At 71.5% G+C, this 24,559-nt stretch carries 22 protein-coding genes and 1 tRNA gene; 14 read left to right on the top strand and 9 right to left on the bottom strand.

What is annotated here, in order from left to right; all coding sequences use genetic code 11:
* The first annotated feature begins 10 nt into the window (after positions 1-10).
* On the top strand, positions 11-601 hold the full coding sequence (locus ABT092_RS14145; RefSeq protein ID WP_351243431.1) for a TetR/AcrR family transcriptional regulator: 591 nt from the start codon (positions 11-13) through the stop codon (positions 599-601).
* Between the two features lie 85 nt (positions 602-686).
* Here the strand turns inward: ABT092_RS14145 and ABT092_RS14140 are convergent, their stop codons facing one another.
* The gene (locus ABT092_RS14140) at positions 687-1,439 is read right to left on the bottom strand and encodes a class I SAM-dependent methyltransferase (RefSeq protein ID WP_351243429.1); all 753 of its coding nucleotides are present in this window, start codon (positions 1,437-1,439) and stop codon (positions 687-689) included.
* Between the two features lie 100 nt (positions 1,440-1,539).
* Complete coding sequence (locus ABT092_RS14135) at positions 1,540-2,205, bottom strand: pentapeptide repeat-containing protein (RefSeq protein WP_351243427.1); 666 nt, start codon at positions 2,203-2,205, stop codon at positions 1,540-1,542.
* A gap of 135 nt (positions 2,206-2,340) precedes the next feature.
* Between ABT092_RS14135 and ABT092_RS14130 the strand changes: the two genes are divergently transcribed.
* The 5 genes from ABT092_RS14130 to ABT092_RS14110 all read left to right on the top strand — a co-directional run bounded on the left by ABT092_RS14130 (position 2,341) and on the right by ABT092_RS14110 (position 6,833).
* A complete protein-coding gene (locus ABT092_RS14130) occupies positions 2,341-2,664 on the top strand; it encodes a hypothetical protein (protein ID WP_351243425.1) in 324 nt (107 codons plus the stop codon).
* A 52-nt stretch (positions 2,665-2,716) separates the two neighbouring features.
* Complete coding sequence (locus tag ABT092_RS14125) at positions 2,717-3,385, top strand: class I SAM-dependent methyltransferase (RefSeq protein WP_351243423.1); 669 nt, start codon at positions 2,717-2,719, stop codon at positions 3,383-3,385.
* A 90-nt stretch (positions 3,386-3,475) separates the two neighbouring features.
* Entirely contained in the window at positions 3,476-4,507 is a 1,032-nt protein-coding gene (locus ABT092_RS14120; RefSeq protein ID WP_351243421.1) for a zinc-binding dehydrogenase, read from the top strand.
* 65 nt (positions 4,508-4,572) lie between these two features.
* Positions 4,573-6,102, top strand: a complete 1,530-nt coding sequence (locus ABT092_RS14115; RefSeq protein WP_351243419.1) for an MFS transporter — start codon at positions 4,573-4,575, stop codon at positions 6,100-6,102.
* Between the two features lie 140 nt (positions 6,103-6,242).
* Positions 6,243-6,833: a dihydrofolate reductase family protein gene (locus ABT092_RS14110; protein ID WP_351243417.1), complete on the top strand. Its 591-nt coding sequence runs from the start codon at positions 6,243-6,245 to the stop codon at positions 6,831-6,833.
* 70 nt (positions 6,834-6,903) lie between these two features.
* Here the strand turns inward: ABT092_RS14110 and ABT092_RS14105 are convergent, their stop codons facing one another.
* From ABT092_RS14105 to ABT092_RS14090, 4 genes are all read right to left on the bottom strand, one after another.
* Positions 6,904-7,392 carry a GNAT family N-acetyltransferase gene (locus ABT092_RS14105; RefSeq protein ID WP_351243415.1) on the bottom strand — a complete coding sequence of 163 codons (489 nt, stop codon included), beginning with the start codon at positions 7,390-7,392 and terminating at the stop codon, positions 6,904-6,906.
* A 66-nt stretch (positions 7,393-7,458) separates the two neighbouring features.
* Positions 7,459-8,376 (bottom strand): aminoglycoside phosphotransferase family protein, encoded by a 918-nt coding sequence (locus tag ABT092_RS14100; RefSeq protein ID WP_351243413.1) that lies wholly within the window; start codon positions 8,374-8,376, stop codon positions 7,459-7,461.
* Positions 8,377-8,476: 100 nt separating this feature from the next.
* Positions 8,477-10,618 (bottom strand): restriction endonuclease, encoded by a 2,142-nt coding sequence (locus ABT092_RS14095; RefSeq protein WP_351243411.1) that lies wholly within the window; start codon positions 10,616-10,618, stop codon positions 8,477-8,479.
* Positions 10,619-10,916: 298 nt separating this feature from the next.
* A complete protein-coding gene (locus ABT092_RS14090; protein ID WP_351243409.1) occupies positions 10,917-11,492 on the bottom strand; it encodes an ATP-binding protein in 576 nt (191 codons plus the stop codon).
* 301 nt (positions 11,493-11,793) lie between these two features.
* Between ABT092_RS14090 and ABT092_RS14085 the strand changes: the two genes are divergently transcribed.
* From ABT092_RS14085 to ABT092_RS14070, 4 genes are all read left to right on the top strand, one after another.
* Complete coding sequence (locus ABT092_RS14085) at positions 11,794-13,167, top strand: NsdA family TPR-like regulatory protein (protein WP_351243407.1); 1,374 nt, start codon at positions 11,794-11,796, stop codon at positions 13,165-13,167.
* A gap of 189 nt (positions 13,168-13,356) precedes the next feature.
* Complete coding sequence (locus tag ABT092_RS14080) at positions 13,357-14,319, top strand: hypothetical protein (RefSeq protein WP_351243405.1); 963 nt, start codon at positions 13,357-13,359, stop codon at positions 14,317-14,319.
* Between the two features lie 32 nt (positions 14,320-14,351).
* Positions 14,352-14,885, top strand: a complete 534-nt coding sequence (locus tag ABT092_RS14075; RefSeq protein WP_351243403.1) for a hypothetical protein — start codon at positions 14,352-14,354, stop codon at positions 14,883-14,885.
* A gap of 436 nt (positions 14,886-15,321) precedes the next feature.
* A complete protein-coding gene (locus ABT092_RS14070; protein ID WP_351243401.1) occupies positions 15,322-16,212 on the top strand; it encodes a hypothetical protein in 891 nt (296 codons plus the stop codon).
* An 84-nt stretch (positions 16,213-16,296) separates the two neighbouring features.
* On the opposite strand, the gene ABT092_RS14065 is transcribed toward ABT092_RS14070, so the two are convergent.
* A complete protein-coding gene (locus ABT092_RS14065; RefSeq protein WP_351243399.1) occupies positions 16,297-17,799 on the bottom strand; it encodes a 5'-methylthioadenosine/S-adenosylhomocysteine nucleosidase family protein in 1,503 nt (500 codons plus the stop codon).
* Positions 17,800-17,965: 166 nt separating this feature from the next.
* On the opposite strand from ABT092_RS14065, the gene ABT092_RS14060 reads away from it, so the two are divergent.
* Positions 17,966-18,502: a hypothetical protein gene (locus ABT092_RS14060; protein ID WP_351243397.1), complete on the top strand. Its 537-nt coding sequence runs from the start codon at positions 17,966-17,968 to the stop codon at positions 18,500-18,502.
* Between the two features lie 1,092 nt (positions 18,503-19,594).
* On the opposite strand, the gene ABT092_RS14055 is transcribed toward ABT092_RS14060, so the two are convergent.
* A tRNA-Thr gene (locus tag ABT092_RS14055) sits at positions 19,595-19,668 on the bottom strand.
* Between the two features lie 230 nt (positions 19,669-19,898).
* Here ABT092_RS14055 and ABT092_RS14050 point away from each other — a divergent pair.
* From ABT092_RS14050 to ABT092_RS14040, 3 genes are all read left to right on the top strand, one after another.
* On the top strand, positions 19,899-21,029 hold the full coding sequence (locus ABT092_RS14050) for an ABC transporter ATP-binding protein (RefSeq protein WP_351243395.1): 1,131 nt from the start codon (positions 19,899-19,901) through the stop codon (positions 21,027-21,029).
* A gap of 300 nt (positions 21,030-21,329) precedes the next feature.
* Positions 21,330-21,776, top strand: coding sequence for a hypothetical protein (locus ABT092_RS14045; protein ID WP_351243393.1), 447 nt, complete (start codon positions 21,330-21,332; stop codon positions 21,774-21,776).
* Between the two features lie 131 nt (positions 21,777-21,907).
* Positions 21,908-22,639: a nucleotidyltransferase family protein gene (locus ABT092_RS14040; protein WP_351243391.1), complete on the top strand. Its 732-nt coding sequence runs from the start codon at positions 21,908-21,910 to the stop codon at positions 22,637-22,639.
* A 190-nt stretch (positions 22,640-22,829) separates the two neighbouring features.
* Here ABT092_RS14040 and ABT092_RS14035 read toward each other — a convergent pair whose 3' ends face one another.
* Positions 22,830-24,503 carry a DoxX family protein gene (locus tag ABT092_RS14035; protein WP_351243535.1) on the bottom strand — a complete coding sequence of 558 codons (1,674 nt, stop codon included), beginning with the start codon at positions 24,501-24,503 and terminating at the stop codon, positions 22,830-22,832.
* Positions 24,504-24,559 lie beyond the last annotated feature (56 nt).

Raw genomic sequence — 24,559 nt, 5'->3', positions numbered from 1 at the left:
AGGGAGGACCATGGCCACCACACCGACCCGCCTGTCCAAGCCGGCCAGACGGGAGCAACTGCTCGACACCGCCGTGGCGATCGTGCGCGCCCGGGGTGCCGACGGCCTGACGCTGGTCACCCTCGCGGAGGAGGCCGGGGTGAGCCGGCCGATCGCCTACGACCACTTCGCCACCCGCCCCGGCCTGCTGCTCGCGCTCCACCGACGACTCGACGAACGCCACCGGGCCGCGATCACACGGGCGTTGCGGGACGCCGCGCCCGGCGCCGGCGCGGTCGCCCGGGTCATCAGCACCGCCTACTTCGCCTGCGCCACCGACATGCCGGAGCTCATCGCCGTTTCCGCCGCACTGAAGGGAAGCCCGGAACTGGAGTCGGTCCAGCACGGGTCGACCGAAGGCTACGCGGACCTGATGGCCACCGCGCTGTCGCCGTACTCCGCCCTCGCACCCCGAGCCCTCCGGCTCCGGTGCGTCGGCGTGCTGGGGGCGGCCGAGGCGATCGCCGACGAGCTGAACCGGGCGCGGACGACCGACGGCGAAGCGGTCACGGCGTTGACCGGGCTGATCGTGGGCGCTCTCGACTCCGGGGCCGACCGCTAGCCCTTGCGATCGGCCCCGTCGCGCCCCGGTGGCCCCGGCATGGGGGACGGCATCGCCCGGCCGCCGGGGGCGGCCGGGCGACCGGTCACGGGGCGGGCGGGAGCCGGTAGACGGAGACGTGGGAGGGGGAGTCGGCGGTGAACTCGGCGCCGACCCAGTCCGCGTGCCGGTCCTCCAGCGCGAAGCCGGCCAGTTGGGCCATGAGGTCGAGCTCGGCGGGCCAGACGTAGCGGTGGGGGGTGCGGAACAGTCGTGCCCGCCGGGTCCCGTCGAAGCGGAAGTGGTGGGACACGAGCAGTTGGTGGACGGTGTCGTAGGTGTCCAGGCCGAGGTAACCGGGCTCGACCCCCCAGACCGTGGCGTCCCGGCCCGGGGGCAGCCGTCGGAGTTCGGGCACGCCGAGCTCGACCACGAACCGGCCGCCGGGCCGCAGGTGGCGGGCGGCGTTGCGGAAGCACTCGACCTGTTCGGCCTGGGTGAGCAGGTTGGAGATCGTGTTGTAGACGAGGTAGACCAGGGTGAACTCGCCGGGCACCACGGTGGTCGCCATGTCGCCGACGGTCACCGGGACGGTCGCCGCGTCGACCTTGGCGCGCAGGTGCTCCACCATCGCCGGGGACGACTCGATGCCGTGGACGGGCACCCCGCGCTCGGCGAGCGGGACGGCCACCCGCCCGGTGCCGACGGCGAATTCGAGTGCCGCCCCCTCCCCCGCGAGCCCGGCCAGGCGTGCCACGGTCGGCCCGAGGACCTCCGGTGCGAACATCCCGGTTCCGGGGGTGTCGTAGTCGCGTGCCGCCTCAGCGTCCCACAGGTGCGTCGTCCGTTCCGTCTGCATGCCGTCCACGCTCACCGCCGACCCGGCGGCCCGTCCACCGAATATGCACCCGGACGGGTGACCGTGGACGAGAACGCGCCAGGCCGCACCGGTACCCCGCTCACCCCGTCACCCGCACCCCCAACTCGGCGGCGAACCGCCAGGAGAGGTCGAGGAGTTGGGCGGGACTGATGACGGCGCCGCGGAGTCCGCCGATGCCGCGCGCGTCCTCCAGCCCACTGGCGCCCCGCAGGTCCACGTCGGTCATCCGGGCCGCGTGGAAGTCGGCCTCCCTGACCGTGCAGTCATGGAACTCCACCCGCTCCCAGACCGCGCCCGCGAAGTCCGGCTCGACCAGCACCACCGACTCGAAGACCACGTCCCGCAGCCGGGCCTGGCGCAGGTTCAGGTAGTCGATCTTGCCGCCGCGGATCACCACCCGCTCCAGGCCCGCCCCGTACAACTGCACCCCGCCGAGCCGGGCGTCGACCACCTCGGTGTCCCGCAGGGTGGCCCCGGCCAGGTCGGTGCCGACGCCGCGGGGAGCGGTGAGCACCGAATCGATCAACCGGGACCGGTGCAGCCGGGTCTCGTCCAGGACGACGCCCCCGAGCCGGCATTCGAGGAACTGCGCCCCGCCGGCGTCCCAGCGGGTGCAGTCGAGGTCGGTGAACTCGACCCCGTCGTAGTCGCCGTCCGGTTCCCATTCCGTGCCGGTGAACGGCACCAGCACCGGTTGCCCGAGCCGGGGTCGTCGGGCCGGCTTCACCACCGCGTCGCGCGTCATGCCGTCCATCGTGCACCCCACCACTGACATCGACGCCGCCCGGCGGGTCCCGGCACCCGTCGCGGGCGGTCGAACGCCCTGCGGCACCGGCCGTTCGCTGCTTGGATGGTCCCTCCGGCACGGACTCGACGAACGGTGGGCGGCGCAGTGGTACGGGACCTGTACAACGTCCGGTTGCGAGCGGCGGAAGGGGCCCCGACGCCCCTGACCGAGGAGGAGGAGCAGCGCACCCGGGCGGTGTTGTTCCACGAGCTCGGCAACGTGATCGCCGAGCGGGGCCGGGTCCGGTTCCCGGCGTACTCGCCGCCGGAGCGCCGTCGACTGGTCGAGGTCGCGCAGCGGCTCGGCGCCCACTGGGGGCAGCAGGTCTTCGTGGTGGCCGAGGACGAGTGCGCCCTCCTGCTCCACCTCGCCGGCCACGGACCGGAGTCGACGGCTCCGGGGCTACCCGGGGCGTAGGACCCGCCGCGTGGTGGGGGCGGGCCGCGGGCGGGGTCCGTAGGGTCCCCGCATGGCCGAGCCCTCCCATCTGACAGCGGTGCGGGAGTCGTACGACACCGTGGCCGCCGCCTACGCCGAGCGCGTCCCCGACCCGACCGCCCTGGACCCCCTCTCGCGGGCGGTGCTCGCCGCGTTCGCGGAGCTGGTGCGGGTCGGCGACCGGGGGCCCGTCGCGGACCTGGGCTGCGGGCCGGGCAAGGTGACGGCGCACCTGGCCGGCCTCGGAGTGCCGGTGTTCGGGGTCGACGTGTCGCCGAGGATGATCGAACTGGCCCGCGGGGCCCATCCGGGGTTGCGGTTCTCCGTGGGTTCCATGGCGGCGCTGGAGGTCGGGGACGGCTCCCTCGGCGGCGTCCTGGCCCACTACTCGACCCACCACACGCCACCGGAGCTGCTGCCGGAGGTGTTCGCCGAGTTCCACCGGGTGTTGGCACCGGGCGGGCAGGTGCTCCTGGTCGGCCACGTGGGCGCCGGCGAACGGCTGCGGCCGACCCGCGCCTACGGCGACCGCCCGGTGTCGTACGACTCCCACCGGCCGCCCGCCGACCGGCTCGGGGAGTTGCTGGAGCGGGCCGGGTTCGTGGTCGGCGCCCGGCTGCTCCAGGAACCGCCGGCGGGGTCGACCTGGCGGATCGCCAGCTTCCTGGCGCACCGGCCCGCCGACGTCGGCGCCCCTTGACCTCAAGATTGGTTGAGGTCGCAGGGTGGGGTCGTACCGTCGCTCCCGGGTCCCCGGGGGCACGTCCCCGGTCACGAGGAGTCGTCCGCCATGCGCGCCATCCGTCTGCACGCCTTCGGTCCCACCGAGAACCTGCTGTTCGAGGAGGTCCCGGACCCCGTTCCGGCGGCCGGCGAGGTCCTGATCGAGGTCGCCGCCGCCGGGGTGCACGTCCTGGACACGGTGTTGCGGCAGGGCGTCGCCGGTCCCGGGCCGGGGCCGGCCGTGCTGCCCACCGTCCCGGGGCGCGAGGTCGCGGGCACCGTCGGCGCGGTGGGCCCCGGCGCCGACCCCGCCTGGGCGGGGCGACGGGTGGTGGCCCACATCGGGATGAACCCGGGTGGGTACGCCGAGCGGATCGCGGTGCCCGCCGAGCGGTTGCACGAGGTGCCCGAGGGCCTGGACGCCGCCGCCGCGGTCGCCATGATCGGCACCGGCCGCACCGCGATGGGCATCGTCCAGTTCGCCGAGCCCGGCCCGGACGACGTGGTGGTCGTCCCCGCCGCGGCCGGCGGGCTGGGCACCCTGCTCGTGCAGCACGCCAGGAACGCGGGCGCGGTGGTCGTCGGCCTGGCCGGCGGGGCGGCCAAGGTCGCCCGGGTCCGGGCGGCGGGCGCCGACCTCGCCGTCGACTACCGCGAACCGGGCTGGGCGGGGACCGTGCGGGCGTTCCTGGACGCCGGCGCCGGGCGCCCCGGCACCCCGCGCGGGGCGACGATCGTCTACGACGGGGTCGGCGGGGACACCGCACGGGCCGCCGTGGACCTGCTCGCACCCGGCGGCACCCATGTCGTCTTCGGCTGGTTCGGCCACGCCGACCCCCTCGACGCGGGGCCCCACCGGCCGGACGAGACGTATCTGAAGGAGCGGGGGATCAGCTCCCGGGAGGTGCTCGGGCCGGTGATGCTGGAGCGGGCGGGCGGCGAGAACCCGCTGCGCACCCTGGAGCTGCGGTCCCTGTCGCTGGCCGCCCGGGGGTTGCTGGTCCCGGCCGTGACCCGGTACCCGCTCGCCGAGGCGGCCCGCGCCCACCGGGAGCTGGAGGACCGGCTCACCGTCGGCAAGGTCGTCCTGGAACCCTGATCGCGGACCGGCCGGGCCCGGAGTCCGCGGATGCGGGTCGGGGGGTTCCGTGGTGTTCTGGCGGGGTGAGTACCTCCCCGAGCGGTGCCCCGGCAGGCGAACCGGCGACGGAGGTCGCCCCGGACCGGCACCGCTGGTGGGGGCTGGTCGTCATCGCGCTCGCCCAACTCATGGTGGTCCTCGACGCGACGATCGTGAACATCGCCCTGCCGTCCGCCCAGCACGACCTCGGCATCTCCAACGCGGACCGGCAGTGGGTGATCACCGCGTACACCCTGGCCTTCGGCGGTCTGCTGCTGCTGGGCGGGCGGATCGCCGACCGGGTGGGGCGCAAGCGCACCTTCGTCATCGGCCTGATCGGCTTCGCCGCCGCCTCCGGGCTCGGCGGGGCCGCCGTCAGTTCGGGCATGCTGTTCGGGGCGCGGGCGCTCCAGGGCGTGTTCGCCGCCTTGCTCGCGCCCTCCGCGCTCTCCCTGTTGACCACCTCGTTCATCGACCCGAAGGAACGGGCCCGGGCGTTCGGGGTGTACGGGGCGATCGCCGGCGGCGGGGCCGCGATCGGGCTGATCATGGGCGGGGTGCTCACCGAGTTCCTGTCCTGGCGCTGGTGCCTGTACGTGAACGTGCCCATCGCCGCGATCGCCGTGCTCGGGGCCCTGTGGCTGCTGCACGACCGCCCCGGACACCGGGACTCCCGCCTCGACGTGCCCGGGGTGGTGCTGGGCTGCGGCGGGCTGGTGGCGATCGTCTACGGGTTCAACGAGGCCGAACCGCGCGGCTGGGGCGATCCGCTGGTGCTGGGGCTGCTGCTGGGCGGGGTCGCCCTGCTCGCCGTCTTCGTCTGGTGGCAGGGCCGCGCCCCGCACCCCCTGCTGCCGCTGCACGTGATCCGGGAGCGGAACCGGGCCGGCTGCTTCCTGACCATGGCACTGGTCACCATCGGGCTGTTCGGCACCTTCCTGTTCCTCACCTACTACCTCCAGACCGTGCTCGGGTACTCGCCGCTGAAGGCCGGGCTGGCGTTCCTGCCGATGACCGCGGCCATCATCATCGGCTCGACCCAGGTCTCGGCGCGGCTGATGCAGCACGTGCCGCCGCGGACCCTGATGGTGCCGGGGCTGATCGTCGCGGCGGCCGGGTTGACGATCCTGACCCAGCTGACCGTGCACGCCGAGTACGCGACGCACGTGCTCCCCGCGGAACTGCTGCTCGGGCTGGGCATGGGCACCACGTTCATGCCGGTGATGGCCACCGCCACGCAGGGCGTCGCCCCGCGGGACGCCGGGGTCACCTCGGCCACCGTGAACACCTCCCAGCAGGTGGGCGGCTCCATCGGAACGGCGCTGCTCAACACCATCGCCACCAGCTCCGCGACCGCGTACGTGGCCTCCCGGCTGACCCCGGCGGAGGCCCGGGACCCGGCGGCGGTGGCCCGGCTCACCAACGTGGGCGTGGTGCACGGCTACACGGTCGCCATCTGGTGGGCCGTGGGCATCATGCTGCTGGCCGCGGTGATCGCCGGGACGATGGTGACGGGACGTCCGCAGCGCCAACCGACCCCGAGCGGACGGCCCCTGGGCGGGGCGGCCTCCTGACCGCCGCGACCGTCACCGCCTCCTCCGGCACCTCCCGCGGCAGCCTGACGGCCTCTCCCCCGGCGCGGAGCGATGAGTTTCCGAACGTGCCGCGGTCTGTACTGTCGTCAACGTCAAGTGATCGAAGAGGAGCGAGTCCCGTGCGCATCGTGATCAGCGAGTTCATCAGCCTCGACGGAGTCGTCCAGGCGCCCGGCGGCCCGGACGAGGACACCGACGGCGGTTTCACGCACGGCGGTTGGACCGCCCCCTTCTTCGACCCGGAGGTCCTCGGCGGCTTCATCGACGGCGCCCTGTCCTCCGCCGAGGCGCTGCTCTTCGGGCGCCGCACCTGGAAGGTGATGGCCGGCGCCTGGCCCGAGCGGTCCGGCGACCCCTTCTCCGACCGGATGAACGCCCTGCCCAAGTACGTGGTCTCCCGCACCCTGACCACCGAGGACCTCACCTGGAACAGCACCCTGGTCCCCGGCGACGAGGCGGTGCCCCGGCTGCGCGCCCTGGCCGGTGCCGAGGGCGGCGACCTGCTGGTGATGGGCAGCCCCGCCCTGGTGCGCACCCTGCTCGCGGAGGACCTCGTCGACGAACTCCGGTTGATGACCATGCCGGTGCTGCTCGGCGGCGGCAAGAGCATCTTCCCCGCCGACGGCGGCCTGCGCACCCTGGCCCTCGCCGGCACCGCCACCACCCCCAAGGGCGTGGTCACCAGCACCTACCGGCGGACGACGGGGTGACGGCGCGGGGCCCGGACCCACGGCGACCGTTTCCAGGGGCCGGGCCCACCGCCGGGCCCGGACGCGCGGGCTAGGGGGCCGGGACCGGCGCGCCCAACGCGGCCAGCGCCCCGTCCGTCAGCCGGTACACGGTCCACTCGTCCTGGGGGCGGGCGCCCAGCGCACGGTAGAAGTCGATCGAGGGCCGGTTCCAGTCGAGGACGGACCATTCGAGTCGCTCGTAGCCGCGGGCCACGCAGATCCGGGCGAGTTCGGTCAGCAGGGCCTTGCCGTGGCCGCCGCCGCGCCGCTCGGGGCGGACGTACAGGTCCTCCAGGTAGATGCCGTGCACCCCGCGCCAGGTGGAGAAGTTCAGGAACCACAGGGCGAAACCCACCGGCTCCCCGCTCGCGTCGTCCACGGCCAGGTGCGCGTACGCGGCGGGCCGCTCCCCGAACAGCGCCTCGTGCAGCTGCTCCTCGGTGGCCCGCACCTCGTGCAGCGCCTTCTCGTAGTCGGCCAGCTCGCGGACCATGGCGTGGACGGCGGGCACGTCGTCGGGGGTGGCGGTACGAATCATGCCGGCAGTAAACCCCGTGTATCGGACAGCGGTCCAGTGCTCCCGAGGGGCGGGAGGACCCGGCGCTCAGCCGAGCCGGTGGGAGAGCAGCCGCTCGGCGATCCGCAGCTGGACGTCCTGGAGGGGCTCGCCGTCCTCGACGTCCCAGAGCGAGTTCTGGAGCACCCGGGCCAGCGTCCAGCGGGCCGCACGGGCCCGGTCCAGGCCCAGCCGCTCGGTGAGGTGGTCGAAGCGCCACAGCGTCTCGCCGTCCTCGTAGCGGTTGTCGAGGGCCGGCATCAGGTCGAAGCCCGGGTCCCCGACCAGCGGGTTCGGGTCGATGGCGAGCCAGGGCTCCCGCGTGGCGGCGAGGACGTTGTCGAAGTGCAGGTCCCAGTGGAGCAGCCGGTCCCCCGGCTCGGGCAGCACCTCGCGCACCGCCTCCCCGCAGGCGTCCAGCACCCGCCGGGCCCCCGGGTCCTCGATCCCCTCCAGGGCGGCGGGCAGCGCCGCGAGCATGTCCGCGGCGATGTCCGCGAGGTGGCGCATCCCCGCCGGGCCGGGGACCGCGGTCAGCCGGGCCAGCAGCTCGCCGATCACCGCGACCGCGGCCCGGGAGTCCGCCACGTCGTCCAGCGAACGCCCCCCGTCGGCGCGCTCCAGCAGTTGGGTGGTGGTCCGCCCGTCCTCTTCGAGGAGCCGGACGCACCCCCGGCCGTCCCACAGCCGCAGGGCGAGCCCCTGGTGCTCGCTCTCCTCGTCCGCCACCTGCATCTTCAGCACCGCGGGCGTCCCGTCGGCCCGGTCCACCGGCAGCACCAGGGACGCCATCCCGTGCATGGCCGGGCCGGTGACGCTCAGCTCCCAGCGCTCGACGAACTCGGCGGCGCGCCGGGGCAGGTCGGCGATGAACGCCCGACCCGCCTCCCGCTTGTACCGGTGCTGGCTGGCGATCAGTTCTGCGGGGATCTCGAACAGGGGACGCGGCTGGGGCTTCTCGGTCATCCGGCCGATCCTAGGGAGCGTCCCCCGCGGGACGCCCCCGAATTTCGGGCGGTGCCCTCCCTTCGGCGGGTACCGGGCGCCCGGGCCGCCCCGCCGCGGCTCACTCCACGTCGATGCCGAAGTCCCCCACCAGCTCCTCCAACCCGCCCTCGTACCCCTTGCCGCCGACCACGAAGTCCCAGTCGCCGCCCGCCCGGCGCCGGAACGAGCCGAGGACCAGGGCCGTCTCGGCGGGACGGCCGTCGGAGACCTCCAGCCGGTCGAGTTCGGCGCCGTCGGCGTCCCGCAGCCGGATGCCGGCACCGGTGAACCCGGCCAGGTCGGCGTCCGGGTTGACCTCCGGGTCCACGGCGGCCACCAGCACCAGTCGGTCGGCCCCGGCGGGCAGCGCGTCGAAGGCGACCCGCACCGCGGCCCGGTCGCCGGCGAAGCCGCCGAGCATCCGCACCGCACCGTCCGGGGTGCCGGGGTTGTTGAAGAACACGAACCAGTCGTCGCCCAGCACCCGGCCGCCCCGGCAGACCAGGGCGCACACGTCCAGGGCGACCGCACCCGACCAGTCCATGCCGAGCACGTTGTACTCCTCGCCCGCCGCCCCCTCGGCCGGGGCGCCGGCGGGCGGGTCCACCGGCAGCAGCAGGGTCGCCGCCGAGGCGGGCGCCGCCGGGGCGGTGCTCGGGGCGGGGCCGCCGCCGAGGCGCCCCAGCAGTCCGTGCCTGTGCAGCAGGTCGACGAGTTCGGGGCCGGACACCAGGGTCAGCGGCTTGCCGTTGGCGAAGGTGTACGAGCCGGGGCCGAAGCCCGAAGTGGTCACCAGGACGCCCTTGTTGGCCCCCTGGTCCTGCACGGTGCCGTACAGGTCCCGCACCGCGCTCGGCGGGACGGTGTTGCGGTAGCGCTTGACCTGGACGACGATCTTGCCGCCGCTGATCGGGTCGGGGTCGACGGCGTCCACGTCCACCCCGCCGTCGCCCGAGCGCTGGGTGGTGACGGCCTGCATGCCCCGGGCCCGGAACAGTTCCGCCACCAGGTCCTCGAACTCCAGCGGGTCCATCTCCAACAGGTCCGGTTCGGCGCCCCCGCCGTGGCTGACCACGTCCACGCCCACCTGCTCCGGGGTCCGCACCGGCCGCACCGCGGCCCGCTGGTCCGGCTTGGTCGACAGGGTGCCGCCCAGGGCGTCGCCCAGGCAGTCCACTGCGTTCACCAGCTCCAGCCGGAGCCCGCCGAACACGGCCCGCTCCGCGACCACGGAGGCCACCACGATCTCGGCCCGCCGGCCGGTCGCCGGGTCGTAGTCGTCCACGAAGCCGTTGAGCGCGACGGATTCCAACACCCGGTACTCATCGGCGGCGAACACGTCCCGCAGGGCCAGCAGCACGCTCTGCGCGAGCACCTCCCGGTACAGGGAACGCCGCTGGGTGACCGGCCGCGGACTCTCCTTCACCTGGTCCGCGTTGATCACGTACCGGGCGGACCTGTTCTCCGGGACGACGTCCAGCGCGGGCAGCTCCCAGGTCAGCACGAGTTGCCGGGGCCCGGGGTCGAAAGCCGCCGTCACCTGCCGCGGAAAGCCCTCCGGCCAGACCGAATTGGCGTACAGGGCGGCGGAGAAGTACTCCACCACCGTGTCGGGCTCCGCGGCGCGCAAGGCGACGGCCATCGTCCCCACGCCCTCGTTGTGGGCGCGCACCTCGGCCAACTGGCCGGCGGCCCACTGCTCGTAGCGGTGCCGGTAGTCCGCGAGTTCGCGCAGCCGGCGCTCCTCGGCGAGCCGGGCCGTCTCCCAGTCCTGCCGGTACCGGTCCTGCGCCTCCTGCTGGGCCCGCGCCCGCGCCCCCGGCCCCCAGCCCCCGCCCTGGGCGACGTAGGCCCGCGGGTCCGGCACCGGCACCGGGACGGCCAGCGGCCCGGGCGCGAACTCCGCCACCGCGGCCTCGCGCCGCAGCGCCGCCACCCGGAACGCCGGAGCCCCGCAGCCGGCGGCCAGCAGCCCGGACAGCTCCGCGACCCGGGCCTCGATCTCCTCGGTGCGGCGCAGTGCGTCCGCCTCCCGCTGCCTGCGGTACGCGGCCTGCTGTTCCCGGTGCATCCGCGCCAGGTCGCGTTCCCGGGCCCGCTGGTCCCGCTCGTACTCCCGTTGTCGTCGTGCCTCCTGCCGCCGGGCCTCCTCGTACTGCCGCTGCTGCTGCCGCTGAGCCTCGGCCCACGCCCCGATCAGCCCACCCGAACGCCGCCCCACCGAGCCCGTCCCCTAACTCTCCTGCGCGCCACCACCGCACGGCCCCGAACCTTTCCCCGCCCGGCCGCCCGGTGCTCCGGCCCACCAGTCTGGCCAATGCACTCACGTTCCGACAGGTTTTCGCCTGAATTCGGCGGAGTGCACGTCTCGCCGGATCGTGGACGGAGGCGGGGACCTCCAGGGTACGCGGCGGGCCACGCACGGTGACGGGCACGGCGGACGGGCGCCGTGCCCGGGTCACCGCACGGGCTCAGCCCCGCCATCCGGCGCCCCCGGGGCGGGACGGAGACGGAGACGACTACGAGGGCGAGGGCGAGGACAGGGTGCACCAGACCACCGCTCCCCCGGCCTGGACCCCCCAGTCGTCGACGAGCGCCTCCACCAGGTCCAGACCGCGCCCCCGCTCCGACAGCGGGTCCTGCGGTATCGGCTCCGGGGGCACGGAGCTCCGTGGGCCCGGCGCGCTCCGGTCGAAGCCCTCACGCGGGGCGTACGCGGCGCGAGGGCCAGGACGCGGCACGGGCCGGGCACCGGCGCGGGGGGCGTGCGCCGCCGTAGCGGACGGGACCCCCCGCGCCTCCGAGCCGGACCGCGAACCGGGTCGGGCGTACGGGGCGACCTCGTGCACCGGCCCGGTGCGCACCTCGATGCGCACCGTGCGCCCGCTACGGCCCAACCGGATGCCGACCTCGTCGCCGCGGGCGTGCTGGAAGGCGTTGGTGACCAGTTCGCTGACCACCAGTTGGGCTGGCTCGACGAGGTCCTCCAGCCCCCAGTGGCGCAGTTGCGCCCGGACGATGCGGCGGACCTGCCCGGGGCGGGCCCGGTCCCGTTCGGTGAGGGTGCCGGGGGGCGAGGCGCGCAGGTAACTCACGGCACAACCCGCCTGAGCCGTCGCACCCGTCGCCCTCGGACCCCCGTCCGCGCCCCCTGTCGCACATTCGTTCCTGAGGTCGATCGTTCTGGTGCCGCTCACCCTGAATTCTCCCGATGGACTGGTTCGCTCTGTGTCGATGGATGTCGCTGGTTGTCAATGGATGCTGCTGGATGGCTCTGGATGGCCTTCAATGTCCGTGCAAGAGATAACCGTCTGGGTGGTGTTCACCGGTACCTTTGGAGACCAGTGGGACCGTGAATACCGTGAACAACCCAGATCGGCACGGGGAGTTGAGGTCATGGCCACGAGAAAACGCACTCCTAACCCGAACCTCGCCCGGCTACTCGACGAGGCCGGATGGACGCGGACGCAACTCGCACAGCAAGTGAACCGGCTCGGGCCGCAGGCCGGTTTACGTCTGACCTACGACCGCACCGCGGTCGCGCACTGGATCGCCGGAACCTCACCGAGGCCGCAGGTCAGAGCACTGATCGTGGAAGCGTTGTCCGCCCGCCTGGGACGCCCGGTGACCCACGCCGAGGCGGGCCTGGCACCGGCCGCACGCACCTCGCCGACCGGCGAGCCGGGCTCCACCGGGGACTCGGTGGAGGAACTGATCGAACTGGGCCGGGCCACCATGGACCCGTCCCGCCGGGGCGTCCTCGCGGCCTCGGTGTTCTCCGCCGCGCTCACCCTGCCCGCGTTCGCCGCCCCCGCGCACGCCGCTCCCCGCCCCACCGCCACCTGGCGACCCGGGCAGCGCACCGTGCGCATCGGGGCCTCGCAGGTCTGGTCGGTGCGGACGATGACCACCCGGATCGCGGACATCCTCGACGAACTGGGCGCCGCCCACGCCATGCCGATGGCCTCCGCGTTCCTCGTCAACACCGTCGGCCCCTGGCTCAAGGCCCAGGCCGACGAGCCGGTCCGCAAGGACATGCTCGCCGCGGCGGCCGACCTGGCCTACCTCACCGGGTGGATGGCCATGTACGAGAAGGCCCACGGCATGGGTCAGCAGTACTACGTACAGGCCCTGAGCCTCGCCCGGGAGGCGGAGGACCAGGTCACCTACTGTCGGACGCTCCGCGGCATGTCCCTCCAGGCGTCCCACCTCGGGCACGGCCGCAAGGCGCTGGAACTCGCGGACTCGGCGGCCGAGGCCGCTCCCTCCGCGGCACCCCGACTGGTCGCGTTCCTCCGCGGCCAACAGGCCCACGCCGCGGCGATGGTGGGTGACCGTCGACAGGCGCACGACCGGCTCAGGGAGGCGGAGAACGCCCTGTCCCGGGCGGACGACCGACGCGAGGCGGTCGGCGGCTACGACCGCACGGCCTGGCTGTTCCACATGGCCCACGTCCTGCACGAGGAACGGGACCTCCAGGGCAGCGTCCGGGTGCTCCAACAGTCGATCAAGCACCAGCCCACCCAGGAACGCCAGGGCCGCGCCCATGCCTACGCGGTGCTCGCGGGCCGACAACTCGCCCTGGGCCACGTGGACGCGGCCTGCCACAGTTGGGGCCGGTTCCTCGACGACTACGAACACGTCAGCAGCGCCCGCGCCGACGACCACTTCCGCACCCTGCGCGGCGTCCTGCGCCGCCACGCGGGGGCCCGCCCGGTCACCGCGCTCACCCAACGGACGGGAGACATCGCGGCGTTGAAGGCGGCGTAGCACCGACCGTCCGCGCCCGACTAGTCACGGTGGACACCCGGCACGCATCGTCCGCCACCCCTCCCCCGCCCGCCGGTCCGCGCCTAGACTGCCCCGCCCGGGCCCGCCGATCCGCCTCCGCGCGGCTCGGGCGCGGTCCGCGCGGAGGCGGAAGCACGGAACGCGAACGGCGGGGGAGGGCGACGGACAGTGCCCAGGAGAACGGACCCGGGAAGGCGCATCTCCCGGCTGCGACAACGCGGCCGGGAGACCGAACGGGTGGCGCGTGCCCAACAGTTGCGCAAGCCCACCGAACCCGAACCGCCCACCGGCCTCCTCCGACGCACCTTCCGCGACCACACCTGCCTCACCACGGCCATCGGTGGAGCACTCGCCGCAGTGCTCACCGCCGCCGCCTTCGCGCTCGCCACCGACCTGGTCGACCTCCCCCGGTCCCGCGACGAGCTGCGGCGCGGTCCGGACGTATCCGCGGTCGTGCGACCCGTCCACCTGGACGACGAGGGCTGGTCCAAGGCCACCCGTGCCGAATACCATCCGCCTCCGCAGATCAGCGCCATGATGTCGCGACCGAACGCGGCGGTCTCACCGGACTTCCACGAGGCGATCCGGAAGGCGGGCGCGATCCACGTCGACACGCTCACCCTGCGGATCGTCCTGACCGGCCGCCGCAACCAACAGGTGAACGTCGTCGACATCGCCCCGGAGATCGTGGAACGCACCGAGCCCTGGTCGGGCACCCTGTTCAGCGTCCCCTCCCAGGCGGGTGCCCCCACCATGAAGATGCTCTTCGACATGGACCGCCCACATCCCGTCGCCCGTGAAATGGACTACGACGGGAAGACCGGTGAACTCGGTCCCGGAAAAGCCTTCTTCGCCCAACGGACGATCACCTTGAAGGACACCAAACAACAAGTCGTCATCCTGCGCGCCACCACCGAGCACCACTACGTGGCCTTCCGCCTCAAGGTCACCTACATGCTGGGCGACCAGGAGAGGACCCTGGTCGTCGACGAGGCCGGACGCCCCTTCCAGCTCACCGCCTTCAAGGCGGACGAGCAGCGCGAACGGCCGGACTACTCCAGGGTCTTCACCCTCCAACAGGGCTACTCCCTCTGCCAGTCCGTCCCTCCGACCCGGGGGTGCGAGCCGTGAGGGCCCGCTGGCTGGCGCCAGGTCCACTGCTCGTGGCACCAGCACTCCTCGCGGCCGGCACCGCTGCAGCGCTCCTCCTGACCTCCGACCCCGGCACGGCCCCACCCCGGGCACGGCCGACCACCTCCACGCCGAGCCCCGCCCCACCACAGTGCACCGAACCCGACCTGACAGGCGTCGATCCGGCGGCCCGAGCCTTCTGGAAGCAGATGCTCGCTCCGGTCCACCGGGCGGCCTGCACCCGCGACTACCGACGCCTCGCCTCCTTCGTCCAGTTCGAGGGCGACCCCAGCGGCTTCACCACCGCCCAGTGCGCCGGCTGCTCCTCGGCGGAGATCGTCGGCATGTGGCGCCAGGAGTACGGCTTCCGAGCCGAAGACCTCGCCCGCCTCCTGGAGACCCGCCCCCTCGTGGAACAGGGCGGCCTACGCTACCAACACGGCCGAGCCGTCGCCTGGTTCGCCCGCGGCACCTACGGCACCCCGGGCCAGTGGACAGCCTTCTACCCCGACTGCACCACGGAACCGGACTGCTCCGACCACACTGGGACGCCGCCTCCGCCGTAGCCACCGACCGCGACGGTGTCGGAAGGCGCTGCCCACGTCACGAGTGACGAACGCACCCAACCGGAAGGACGAGCCGTGCAAGGAAGCGCTGGGAGACCCGTGACCAGCAGCACGGCGTTCACGATCGGCTGCCCCGTGGCGGTCCGCGGTGGCATCGGTCCCCGGGTTCGTGCGACAGGGCTCCCCAATGCGGCAGCCCGGAGTGCGGTTCCGAATCTCGGAGGAGCAGATGCCCCGGCACCCGTGCCCAGCCTCGCCCTTGGCAGGCCGGGCACGGCCCCTGCCCTCGTCAACGCGGTCTCCGGCGATGACCGCGACCTGCACGTTCCAGCCGCCAGGTTCACAGATTGAGTCATAAAAAATGCAATACCGGACAGATATAGCCAATTCCGACCCTCAGGGAGACTCCCTCCAGTGAAGACCATAAGATTTTGATATGCGCTCCAACGTTTCATCACTGAAGGAAGACCCCACCCCTCGGCCCGTCACGATCACACCTGAGCTCGCCGAGGACTTACTGTCCCGCACTGCAGTCAACAGACGCCTGGACATGGGGGTAGTCGACTTCCTAGCAGAGACGATTCGTCGCGGGGAATGGCAGTTGACCCACCAAGGAATCGCCCTTGACGGCCCCTTGGAGAGCGGCTCACTCGTCGATGGCCAACACCGACTCCATGCAATCATCAAGGCCGACACCGCTGTAAGGATTTTCGTTTTTGAAGGACTATCGCGAAGCGCGTTTTCGGTCCTTGACACTGGAAAGCGTCGAAGCGGCGCCGATGCCCTTTCTCAAACCGGCGAGAAATACGTCACCCTATTCTCTTCCACCATCCGTCATGTAATTCTTTTCAAGACTGTACCAGAATTGCCATGGAGCGGAATCCGAGCCCGCGTCACAAACGATCGAACCCTAAAGGAGTACAACGCGAACACAGAAAGGTATCGAGATTCAATAGCCGTCGGCCGAAATCTTTCCAAGCAGATTTTCACTACCCCGACAGCGGCGGCGGCAGGGTATTTCCTGACGACAGAGGCAGCCCCTTCTGCGCCAGTTGAAGAGTGGATAGACGGCCTCGTCTCGGGGGCGAACCTAAAGGCGGGTGATCCACGCCTTGCTCTACTTAAGGTACCCAGGGATCCGCGAAGGAGGGGCACCAAAAAGCGATTTGACTCGAAAGAGCAGATGGCAATTTACATCAAGGCTTGGAATGCATGGGTTGAAAATGAGGCAGTGGTCAACTTGCGCCTAAAGAAGGGAGAAAAGATGCCGATTCCAATCGAATTGAAGCGAGCCAACGGCCCCTCTGAACGCCGATCCGAAATCTGACTCCACGTCACGTACCCTCTGCCCCCCCCGGACTGCTTCACAGAAAATTTCCCTCCCTGAAAAAATTCAACAGCACCGAGAAGTTCATTTCTCGCACCCGAAGCGCTGACCACCACTCCCGCTCTTGAATAATTTCACAAGCGTCGAAGTGAGATCCTCAGCGATCTCCGGTATCGCCGCCTCGATCGATTTCGCATCCCGAAGGTCTCTGGGAAGGATTTGCGCAGGGCCGCCTTTCCAGCGGCGGGCTAGGGTCGCGCTATTCGAAATTAACGCAGTACCCAGATTCGCCACGGTCAGGGTCTCTGCGGGGTCGATCGCCAGTGCTGGAGCGTACCGGACCTGGGGTACTTCATGGAGCCTCAGAAGGATTCGGAGCATATTCGCAACGCGGACCTGGGTGTAATCAGGGTCAAGCACAGGAACGTGGAGCTGAGAAGGGTACGGCAGCGGCTCCCAACAGCTTCGCTGGCCAGTCTGCAAAATAGCCAGGCCGGTACTGCCGCCACGGCGTCGATCATGGGCGAAGGCTGCTGCATAATCTGATTCAAATGCTTTGGAAACTTCAGCAGCTTCGAAGACCTCCTCCTTGCTTCCCAAGGACACAAGGACCTTTTTGAGGTGACTCATCTGGCGCACGGACAACCGAAGGTCGTGTTCCGGAACCAAGTGCACCTCCAGAGTGGCACCCTCGCTGAACCCTGGCGGCAGCAGCTTCCTCCGCCAGGTGACAGACAACGATTCCTCAAGATGCTCACAGACGGGAGCAGCAACGCTCGACAGGTCAGTCACACTGGTGGCCTGGCCAACCAAGCGGGCCTTCTTGGGGGCTCCGGAGGGCACCAGCGCTTTGATCACGGCGATGGTCATCGCCGCAGCGTTGTCGGCCGCGATGGGCTGGAACCCGCGAGCATCGGTGTGCTGTTTGGTGCCATCTGACAGATCACTGATCCCCCGGATGACCAACGAGGGGACTCGGTCGGCCATGGAGGCGGCACTTGCGAAGCCGGCGCCTTCTGTTTCGATTGCCACCACGCCGTTGTAGTGCTCGTTCAGTAGGTCATGAAGCGTGGATTCCGAGGCATTCACGACTACCTCGCCGGCAGCGATCGGCTTGAAGTGGACCTCTGGTGGCCGATGTCCTACAAAAGGACGTTTCCCCTCCCATGCGATGTCCAGGGCAACGTAGCGGGCCGTCTGTTCCAGGCGGTGGGACGCCTGCCATGTCTCGGGCCGGGCTCTGAAGGTTCCCTCCTGTTTCCCCCCGTGGTAGGCGAAGACTCGGGTCGCTACAACGACGTCGCCGATCGCGATGTCGTGCTTGAGTCCACCCGCGATGCCTGTGAAGAAGACCGCCTCCGGACCGATCATGCCGATGGCGCGGTCGGTCGCGAGTGCTGACGACAGGTTCCCCTGGCCCACTTGCGCGATGTACACGTCCCGGCTGATCCCCGGAATCCGCCCGCACTCGAAGATCGTTCCCGCCTCGTGGTCGATCCTCTGCAAACACTCCAAGCGCTGCCGCACGGCTTGGTACTCCAGCGGTAGCGCGGTGAAGACGACGATCTTTCCCCCGGACGAACCCACGTAGCACCTCACGAGGACGACTTGTCTACCCGAGCGCTCGCAGTATCGTGCACCGCTGCATCCGGGGCGTTCATCGAATCGTATCTCTCGTGCCGCCAAATCCGTTCAAAAACGAGCTGGTTGAACGTCCATGCGAGTATCGACCAGCCTTCCGGAGGGGAGCTTCATGACCACTGCTGAGGACATCACCGAAGGCAGCCTGCTGCTAGCCGAGTACGACCGCATCAAGGAGGAGCAGAAGGCACGGATCGGTTTCCGGGACAACCTGCTCTACGTCACGCTCACCGCCTCCACAGCCGTCTTGGCGATCGCCGTCCAGAGCAAGCACCACCAACTGTTGCTCGTCCTCCCCGTCATCTGCCTAGTCCTCGGATGGACCTACCTGGTCAACGACGAGAAGATCTCCGCGATGGGCCGGTACACCCGTGACTGCCTGGGTCCACGGCTGACGGAGCTCAGTGGCGCCCAGTTCCCCGTCTTCGGCTGGGAGGACTACCACCGCCGCGACCCGGACCGCGTGACGCGCAAGCGCCTGCAGACCTTCGTCGACCTGTTCACGTACCTGGCGTTCCCGATGGCTGGCGTCATCGTGTTCTGGAGCTCCCTCCCCGCCCGTCCCCAGCTCCTGGGCGTCTCCATCGTGGAGACGATCGGACTAGCCGTTCTGGCACGGCAGTTCCTGCGCTACACGGAGCGCTGCTAGGCTCGCCGCCGCTCACGAGGACGCCGAAGCACGAGCTGCTCCACGGCGACTCGGCAGACGGGATCGAGGACGGCCTCTGGGGGCCCGGCACCGCGCCCTTGGCGGTCAGTTCGTGGTTCACACTGTTCGGCGAAGGCCGCTACGTCCACCCCTCCGCGTAGGACGAACCGGCACCGTGAGGCGTGCGCCGCTGCGCACTCCTCCGCAACCTTCGGCGGGGAAACCGGAGAGGTCTCCCGTCCCTTCGACCGCCTCCAGGATTCGCACGGCGCGAGGGTGGTCTCGGAGGGCCAGGGCCTGGACCACTGCGTGTACGGCCGTGTCCATCGGCTCGTACTCCCAGATGCGAAGTGGCAGCCAACCGATTCGGATGAGGTGGGCGTCGGTCGCCCGGTCCCGGATGACGTTCGATCCGATTTTTTCCCACCACCACTCGGCGTTGTGCTTGGGTGCGTACAAGCGTTGTGGACAGGCATGCCAGGAACAACCATGCACAAAGAGCGCCATTCGCCACGGTACGAAGTCCACGTCGAACTGCGCCGGGGCAGGCCCGGTACGGGAAGGTGAACCCTGTACCGGAGGCCCAGAGCGTGCCATCCCCGCCGGAGGGCCAGCTCCGGTCCGGTGTTCCTGCTGTGTTGTGCTCGGAGACAACACGGGAGGTCACGTCCTTCGGACACTCGAAGGACGTGGGGAGGTGGTGGACCGGACCGCTCGCCTGGTCGGAGGAGGCCGCACGGGAGGGCTGAGCGGAAGCCGTGGGCCAAGGAGGTCTGGGCGGAGCTCCGGGTGGGAGACGGGGCATGACGGACCCGACCACAGCGCTCCAGCCACAACCGGACACCGGCCGCCCTCAGGCCCTGTCACCAGATGGCCATCAAGTGCGCGCTCAGCGCCCGTCCCCTCGGGGCGAGCGGACGAAGCCCGGGCGAGGTGCGTCACCCGGGCTTCCGTCCCGGCTCCGGGACTGCGCGTCCCGCTGCCGGCCCGGAGCTCCCAATGAACGAGCCCGATCACGGCGGCCCGCCCCCGGAGACAACGATGCCCCCGCCGTCACAGGATCGCGGGGGCATCGTGCCAGGTCATACAGAGAGCCCCCTGTCGGATTCGAACCGACGACCTTCGCTTTACAAGAGCGGCGCTCTGACCAGCTGAGCTAAGGAGGCGTGTCGGTGCAGTCTACCCAGAGTAGGGGGCCGCTCCGGAGGGGAACCACGATGAAGTTCACACCCTCGTAACGGATGACAGATCGGGTGGGGGCCAGGTAGCGTCCAGAAGCAGTTCACTCGAATGGACTACACCACTGCGTCATCCGCTCCGGGACTCCCGGGACGGATCACCTTCTTCCACTCGGATCGTCCGGCACGTTCCTGCCGGTGAAGGGGGCTTCACAGCCATGGCATCTGTCACGTTCGACAAGGCGACCCGGATGTACCCGGGCGGCACCAAGCCCGCCGTCGACAGCCTGGAGATCGACATCGCGGACGGCGAGTTCCTCGTCCTCGTCGGCCCCTCCGGCTGCGGCAAGTCGACCTCCCTGCGCATGCTCGCGGGCCTGGAGGAGGTCAACGGCGGCGCCATCCGCATCGGTGACCGCGACGTCACGCACCTGCCGCCGAAGGACCGGGACATCGCCATGGTGTTCCAGAACTACGCGCTGTACCCGCACATGACCGTCGCCGACAACATGGGCTTCGCCCTGAAGATCGCCGGCGTCAACAAGACGGACATCCGCGCCAAGGTCGAGGAAGCCGCGAAGATCCTCGACCTCACCGAGTACCTGGACCGCAAGCCGAAGGCGCTCTCCGGCGGCCAGCGCCAGCGCGTGGCGATGGGCCGTGCCATCGTCCGCGAGCCGCAGGTGTTCCTCATGGACGAGCCGCTGTCGAACCTCGACGCCAAGCTCCGCGTGTCCACCCGTACGCAGATCGCCTCGCTCCAGCGGCGCCTGGGCATCACCACCGTGTACGTGACCCACGACCAGGTCGAGGCGCTCACCATGGGCGACCGGGTGGCCGTGCTGAAGGACGGCCTGCTCCAGCAGGTGGCCTCGCCGCGCGACATGTACGACCGCCCGGCCAACCTGTTCGTCGCCGGCTTCATCGGCTCCCCGGCCATGAACCTGATCGAGGTCCCGATCACCGACGGCGGCGTGAAGTTCGGCAACTCCGTGGTGCCGGTCAGCCGCGACGCCGTGACGGCCGCCGCGGACAAGGGCGACCGCACCGTCACCGTCGGCATCCGCCCCGAGCACTTCGAGGTCGTCGAGCACGAGGGCGCCTCCGTCGCCAAGACCCTCAGCAAGGACGCCCCGGCCGGTCTCGCGGTCCGGGTGAACGTCGTCGAGGAGACCGGCGCCGACGGTTACGTGTACGGCACCGCCGAGGTCGGCGGCGAGACCAAGGAACTGGTCGTCCGCGTGAACGGTCGCCGGGTGCCGGAGAAGGGCACCGAGATCCACGTGGTGCCGCGGCCGGGCGAGAGCCACGTGTTCGCGACCTCCACCGGCGAGCGCCTCACCGACTGACGCACCGCCCCGCGGTCGGCGTGGCGTCCTCGGACCGCCGCCCGACCCGTGATCGACGCCGGAGCCCCGCGCACCAGGAGCCCTTCCTGGTGCGCGGGGCTTCCGCGTGATTCGGGTGATCCGGGTGATTCGCGCGGGTACGGAGGCCGACCGGCACGGCGACCGAGCCGGTCATATCGCACGTCAGGCAGCTTTTCGAGCAGCGTTCGTCAACACGGGGCCAGTGATGACCGGGATAAACCTCCCTCAAGAGAGTGACTAAAGGTCTTCACCCGACTACCGAACGCTACGCTGCCCTGCGTGACGCTTTCCCACATCTACAAGCAGCGCCGGAGGCGTGGCCCTGCCCGCCGCATCGGCCGCTCGCTCGCCTTCGTCCTGCCTGTCGTGCTGGTGCTGTCCGGCACCCTCGCGGTCACCTCGGTCAACTGGTCGGGTTCCCAGGACTCGGTGCTCACCGCGTCCGCGGAGAGCGTGCCCAGCCGCACCGAGGCCAAGGCCCCCGCCGCCCACGAGGTACTGCGCCACCGACTGCTGCGGGAGCTCCAGGAGAAGGACCCGAGCGCCGCCCTGACCCATCTCCAACAGGAGGTCGACCGCAGGCCCTCGTTGGCCAAGCACTGCGCGTCGATCGCCCGTTCCCTCGGCAAGGCCGCCGTGCGCGCCTACGGTCCGGCCCGTGCCCAGTCCTACGCCCGACCGGTCTGTGACACGGCCTTCGCCTCGGGCGTGGCCGCCACGCTCTGACCGTCCGGTCCGACCCCCGGGCCCGCCCCACGGCGGGCCCGCCGACGCCGCGCACCCCGTGACGCGTGCCGCCCCCGCCCCGTGGTGGTGCGCCCCGCGAGGTGTGCGGCGTCGGCACGTACAGTTTCGGCATGACCGATCCGCACGCCCACGCGCGTCCGACACAAGCCGTCGTCCTGGCCGGGGGCCAGGGGTCGCGGCTGCGCCCCTACACCGACGACCGGCCCAAGCCGATGGTGGAGATCCCCGGCACCGGCACCCCGATCATCGGGCACCAGCTGGCCTGGTTGGCCGAGGAGGGGGTGACCGACGCCGTCGTCTCGTGCGGGCACCTGGCGGAGGTCCTCCAGGAGTGGTTGGAGAAGGCGGACCTCCCGCTGCGGGTGACCACGGTCGTGGAGAAGGAGCCCCTGGGGCGCGGCGGCGGGCTCAAGTACGCGGCGGCGCACCTGCCGCACGCCGATGAGCCCTGGTACGCCACCAACGGCGACATCTGGACGCGTTTCTCGCTGCGCGAGATGGCTTCCTTCCACGCCGAGCGGGACGCCACCGCGACGCTGGCGCTGGCCCGGCCCCGGATCCCCTGGGGCGCCGTGGAGACGGACCGCTTCGGGCACATCACCGACTTCGTCGAGGCCCCGCCGTCCCCGTTCCTGATCAACGCGGGCGTGTACGTGTTCTCCGCCGCGTTCACCGAACTGCTCCCGGAGCGCGGCGACCACGAGCGCACCACCTTCCCCCGGCTGGCCCGCGCCAAGCGCCTGGCCGGCTTCCCGATCCCGCAGGGCGCGTACTGGCGCGCCATCGACACGGCGAAGGACCTGACGGAGGCGTCGAAGGAACTCGCCGCCCTCGCCCCCTGAGGCCGGACGCACCCTACGGCCGGGGCCCGCACGACCACCGGTCGTGCGGGCCCACCCCCCACCCGCCCGCCGCGACCCCCCGCCGATCCGCCTGCTGCTGCCCCCGAACCAGACCGCCCCGGACGAGCGCGTCGTCCGCCCCCACCACCAGCCCCCCCTCGCCCCCCGCCCCCCGGCCGTTGCCGCGGGTCTAGCCGATCAGGCCGCCGACCAGGCCGGTGCCCTCTTCGGCGCCGCCGGACGAGGCGCCCTCGCCGCTGGTGCCGGTGCTGGCGCCGGTGGCGCCGCCGCCGGTGGTTCCGGTGCTGGCCCCCGTCGAGGCGCTGCCGCCCGAGGAGGGGCCGGCGCTGGTGGCCGGGGCCCGGGTCGGGGCCGGCTGCCGGGCCGGGGGCTGCTGGACGGTGCCCTGGGTGGCGCTGGGCGTGCCGGCGGTGGTGGCCCCCGTGTCCTGCGGGGCGTCGGTGACCGTGCCGGGGGTGACGGCGGGCTGCGAGGGCCCGGCGGACGACCGGGGCTCGCTGCGGGTCGGGGTGCCGGAGGGGGTGGGGGTGCTGCTGGGACGGCGCTCGGTGGACTCCCGGGGCAGCGGGGATCCGGGCAGTTCGTTGCGCGGGGCCTGGCCCGGTCCGGGCACGGTGACCCGGTCGGCGTCGCGCACCGCGCCGCCGAGGACGGAGCCGAGCAGCAGCGTCAGGCCCACCGCGACGGAGGCGACGACCACGCCACGGCGCAGCACCCGGGCACGCAGTTCCCAGAGCCCGGCGCGCGGTCCCAGGGAGCGGTACGCCTCGGAGCCGAGCCGGCCGTCCACCGAGTACACCGGGGCGCCGGCGATGATCAGCGGTGACCAGGCGGCCAGGTAGATGATGTCGGGCGCGTCGTAGGCGGGGACGGTGTGCCAACTGACGGTCACCAGCAGCGCCGCCGACAGCAGGGCCCCGACCACCGCGGCCACCCGCTGCCAGAGTCCGAGGACGGTCAGCACGCCCACGATGACCTGGAGGAAGGCGATGGTGAGCCCGGCGCCCACCGGGTGTTGGAGGGCGAAGTCCCGCAGCGGCTCGGCCAGCCCCCAGGGGTGCAGCGAGTTGAGCCACTTCACCATGGAGCCGCGTTCCCCGCCGTCGAAGTAGACGGGGTCGCTCAGTTTGCCCAGGCCCGCGTAGATGGAGATGAAGCCGAGGAAGACCCGCAGCGGCAGCAGGACCACACCGAGGTTCAGCCGGCGGCCGGGGTAGTAGGCGTGGTGGCCGCGGGCGTCCTCGTCGCGCCGTTCCCGGACGCCGTCCCCGTCCTCGTCGTGGTGCCGGGCGTCGCCGTAGTCGTCGAGGTCGTAGGCGTAGTGGCCGTGCGGGTCGGACCCGGCGGGTCCGTCGGCGACGAGGGGCAGGCCGGCGGTGTCCTCGTAGGCGCTGCCGGCGGCGCGGGGTTGGACGGGCAGCAGCCGGGTGCCGGTGTCCTCGACACCGGTGGTCTCGACGGTGTCGTCGAGCGCGGTGCGGGGCGTCAGCCGGGGGACGACCCGGGTGGCGCCGCCCTCGTCGGGGGCGAGGGCGGGCCGGCGCACGCCGCTCTCCCGCACCGCCTGGAGCAGTCCGGTGGCACCGTCGCCGGGGGCGGACCGACCGCTCCAGACCACCGGTGCGCGCCGGCGCGCGCCGGCTGCTGCGGGGGCGCGTCCCGGGTCGGCTCCCCGGGTGATGCGCGGGGAGCGCGTCGGCACGTTGAGCTGCACGCGGAAGCTCGCATGATTGACGATGACCTGCGCCGGATCGCTCGGCACCTTCACCATGCTCAGCGCGGGAGCGTCGTCGAATCCCGACGAGCGGGCCCCCGTGAGTGTGCGGGGTGTTCTGGTGTCCACACTCATCTAACCGAGTGACGCTCGGTTAGGACACTGCCTTGACCCGGCCGAAGATG

This window comes from Streptomyces sp. NPDC002490 (genome assembly GCF_040296045.1).
Classification (GTDB): Bacteria; Actinomycetota; Actinomycetes; order Streptomycetales; family Streptomycetaceae; genus Streptomyces.
Note: the sequence above shows the minus strand (reverse complement) of the source record. Positions and strands in the feature narration are given on the sequence as shown.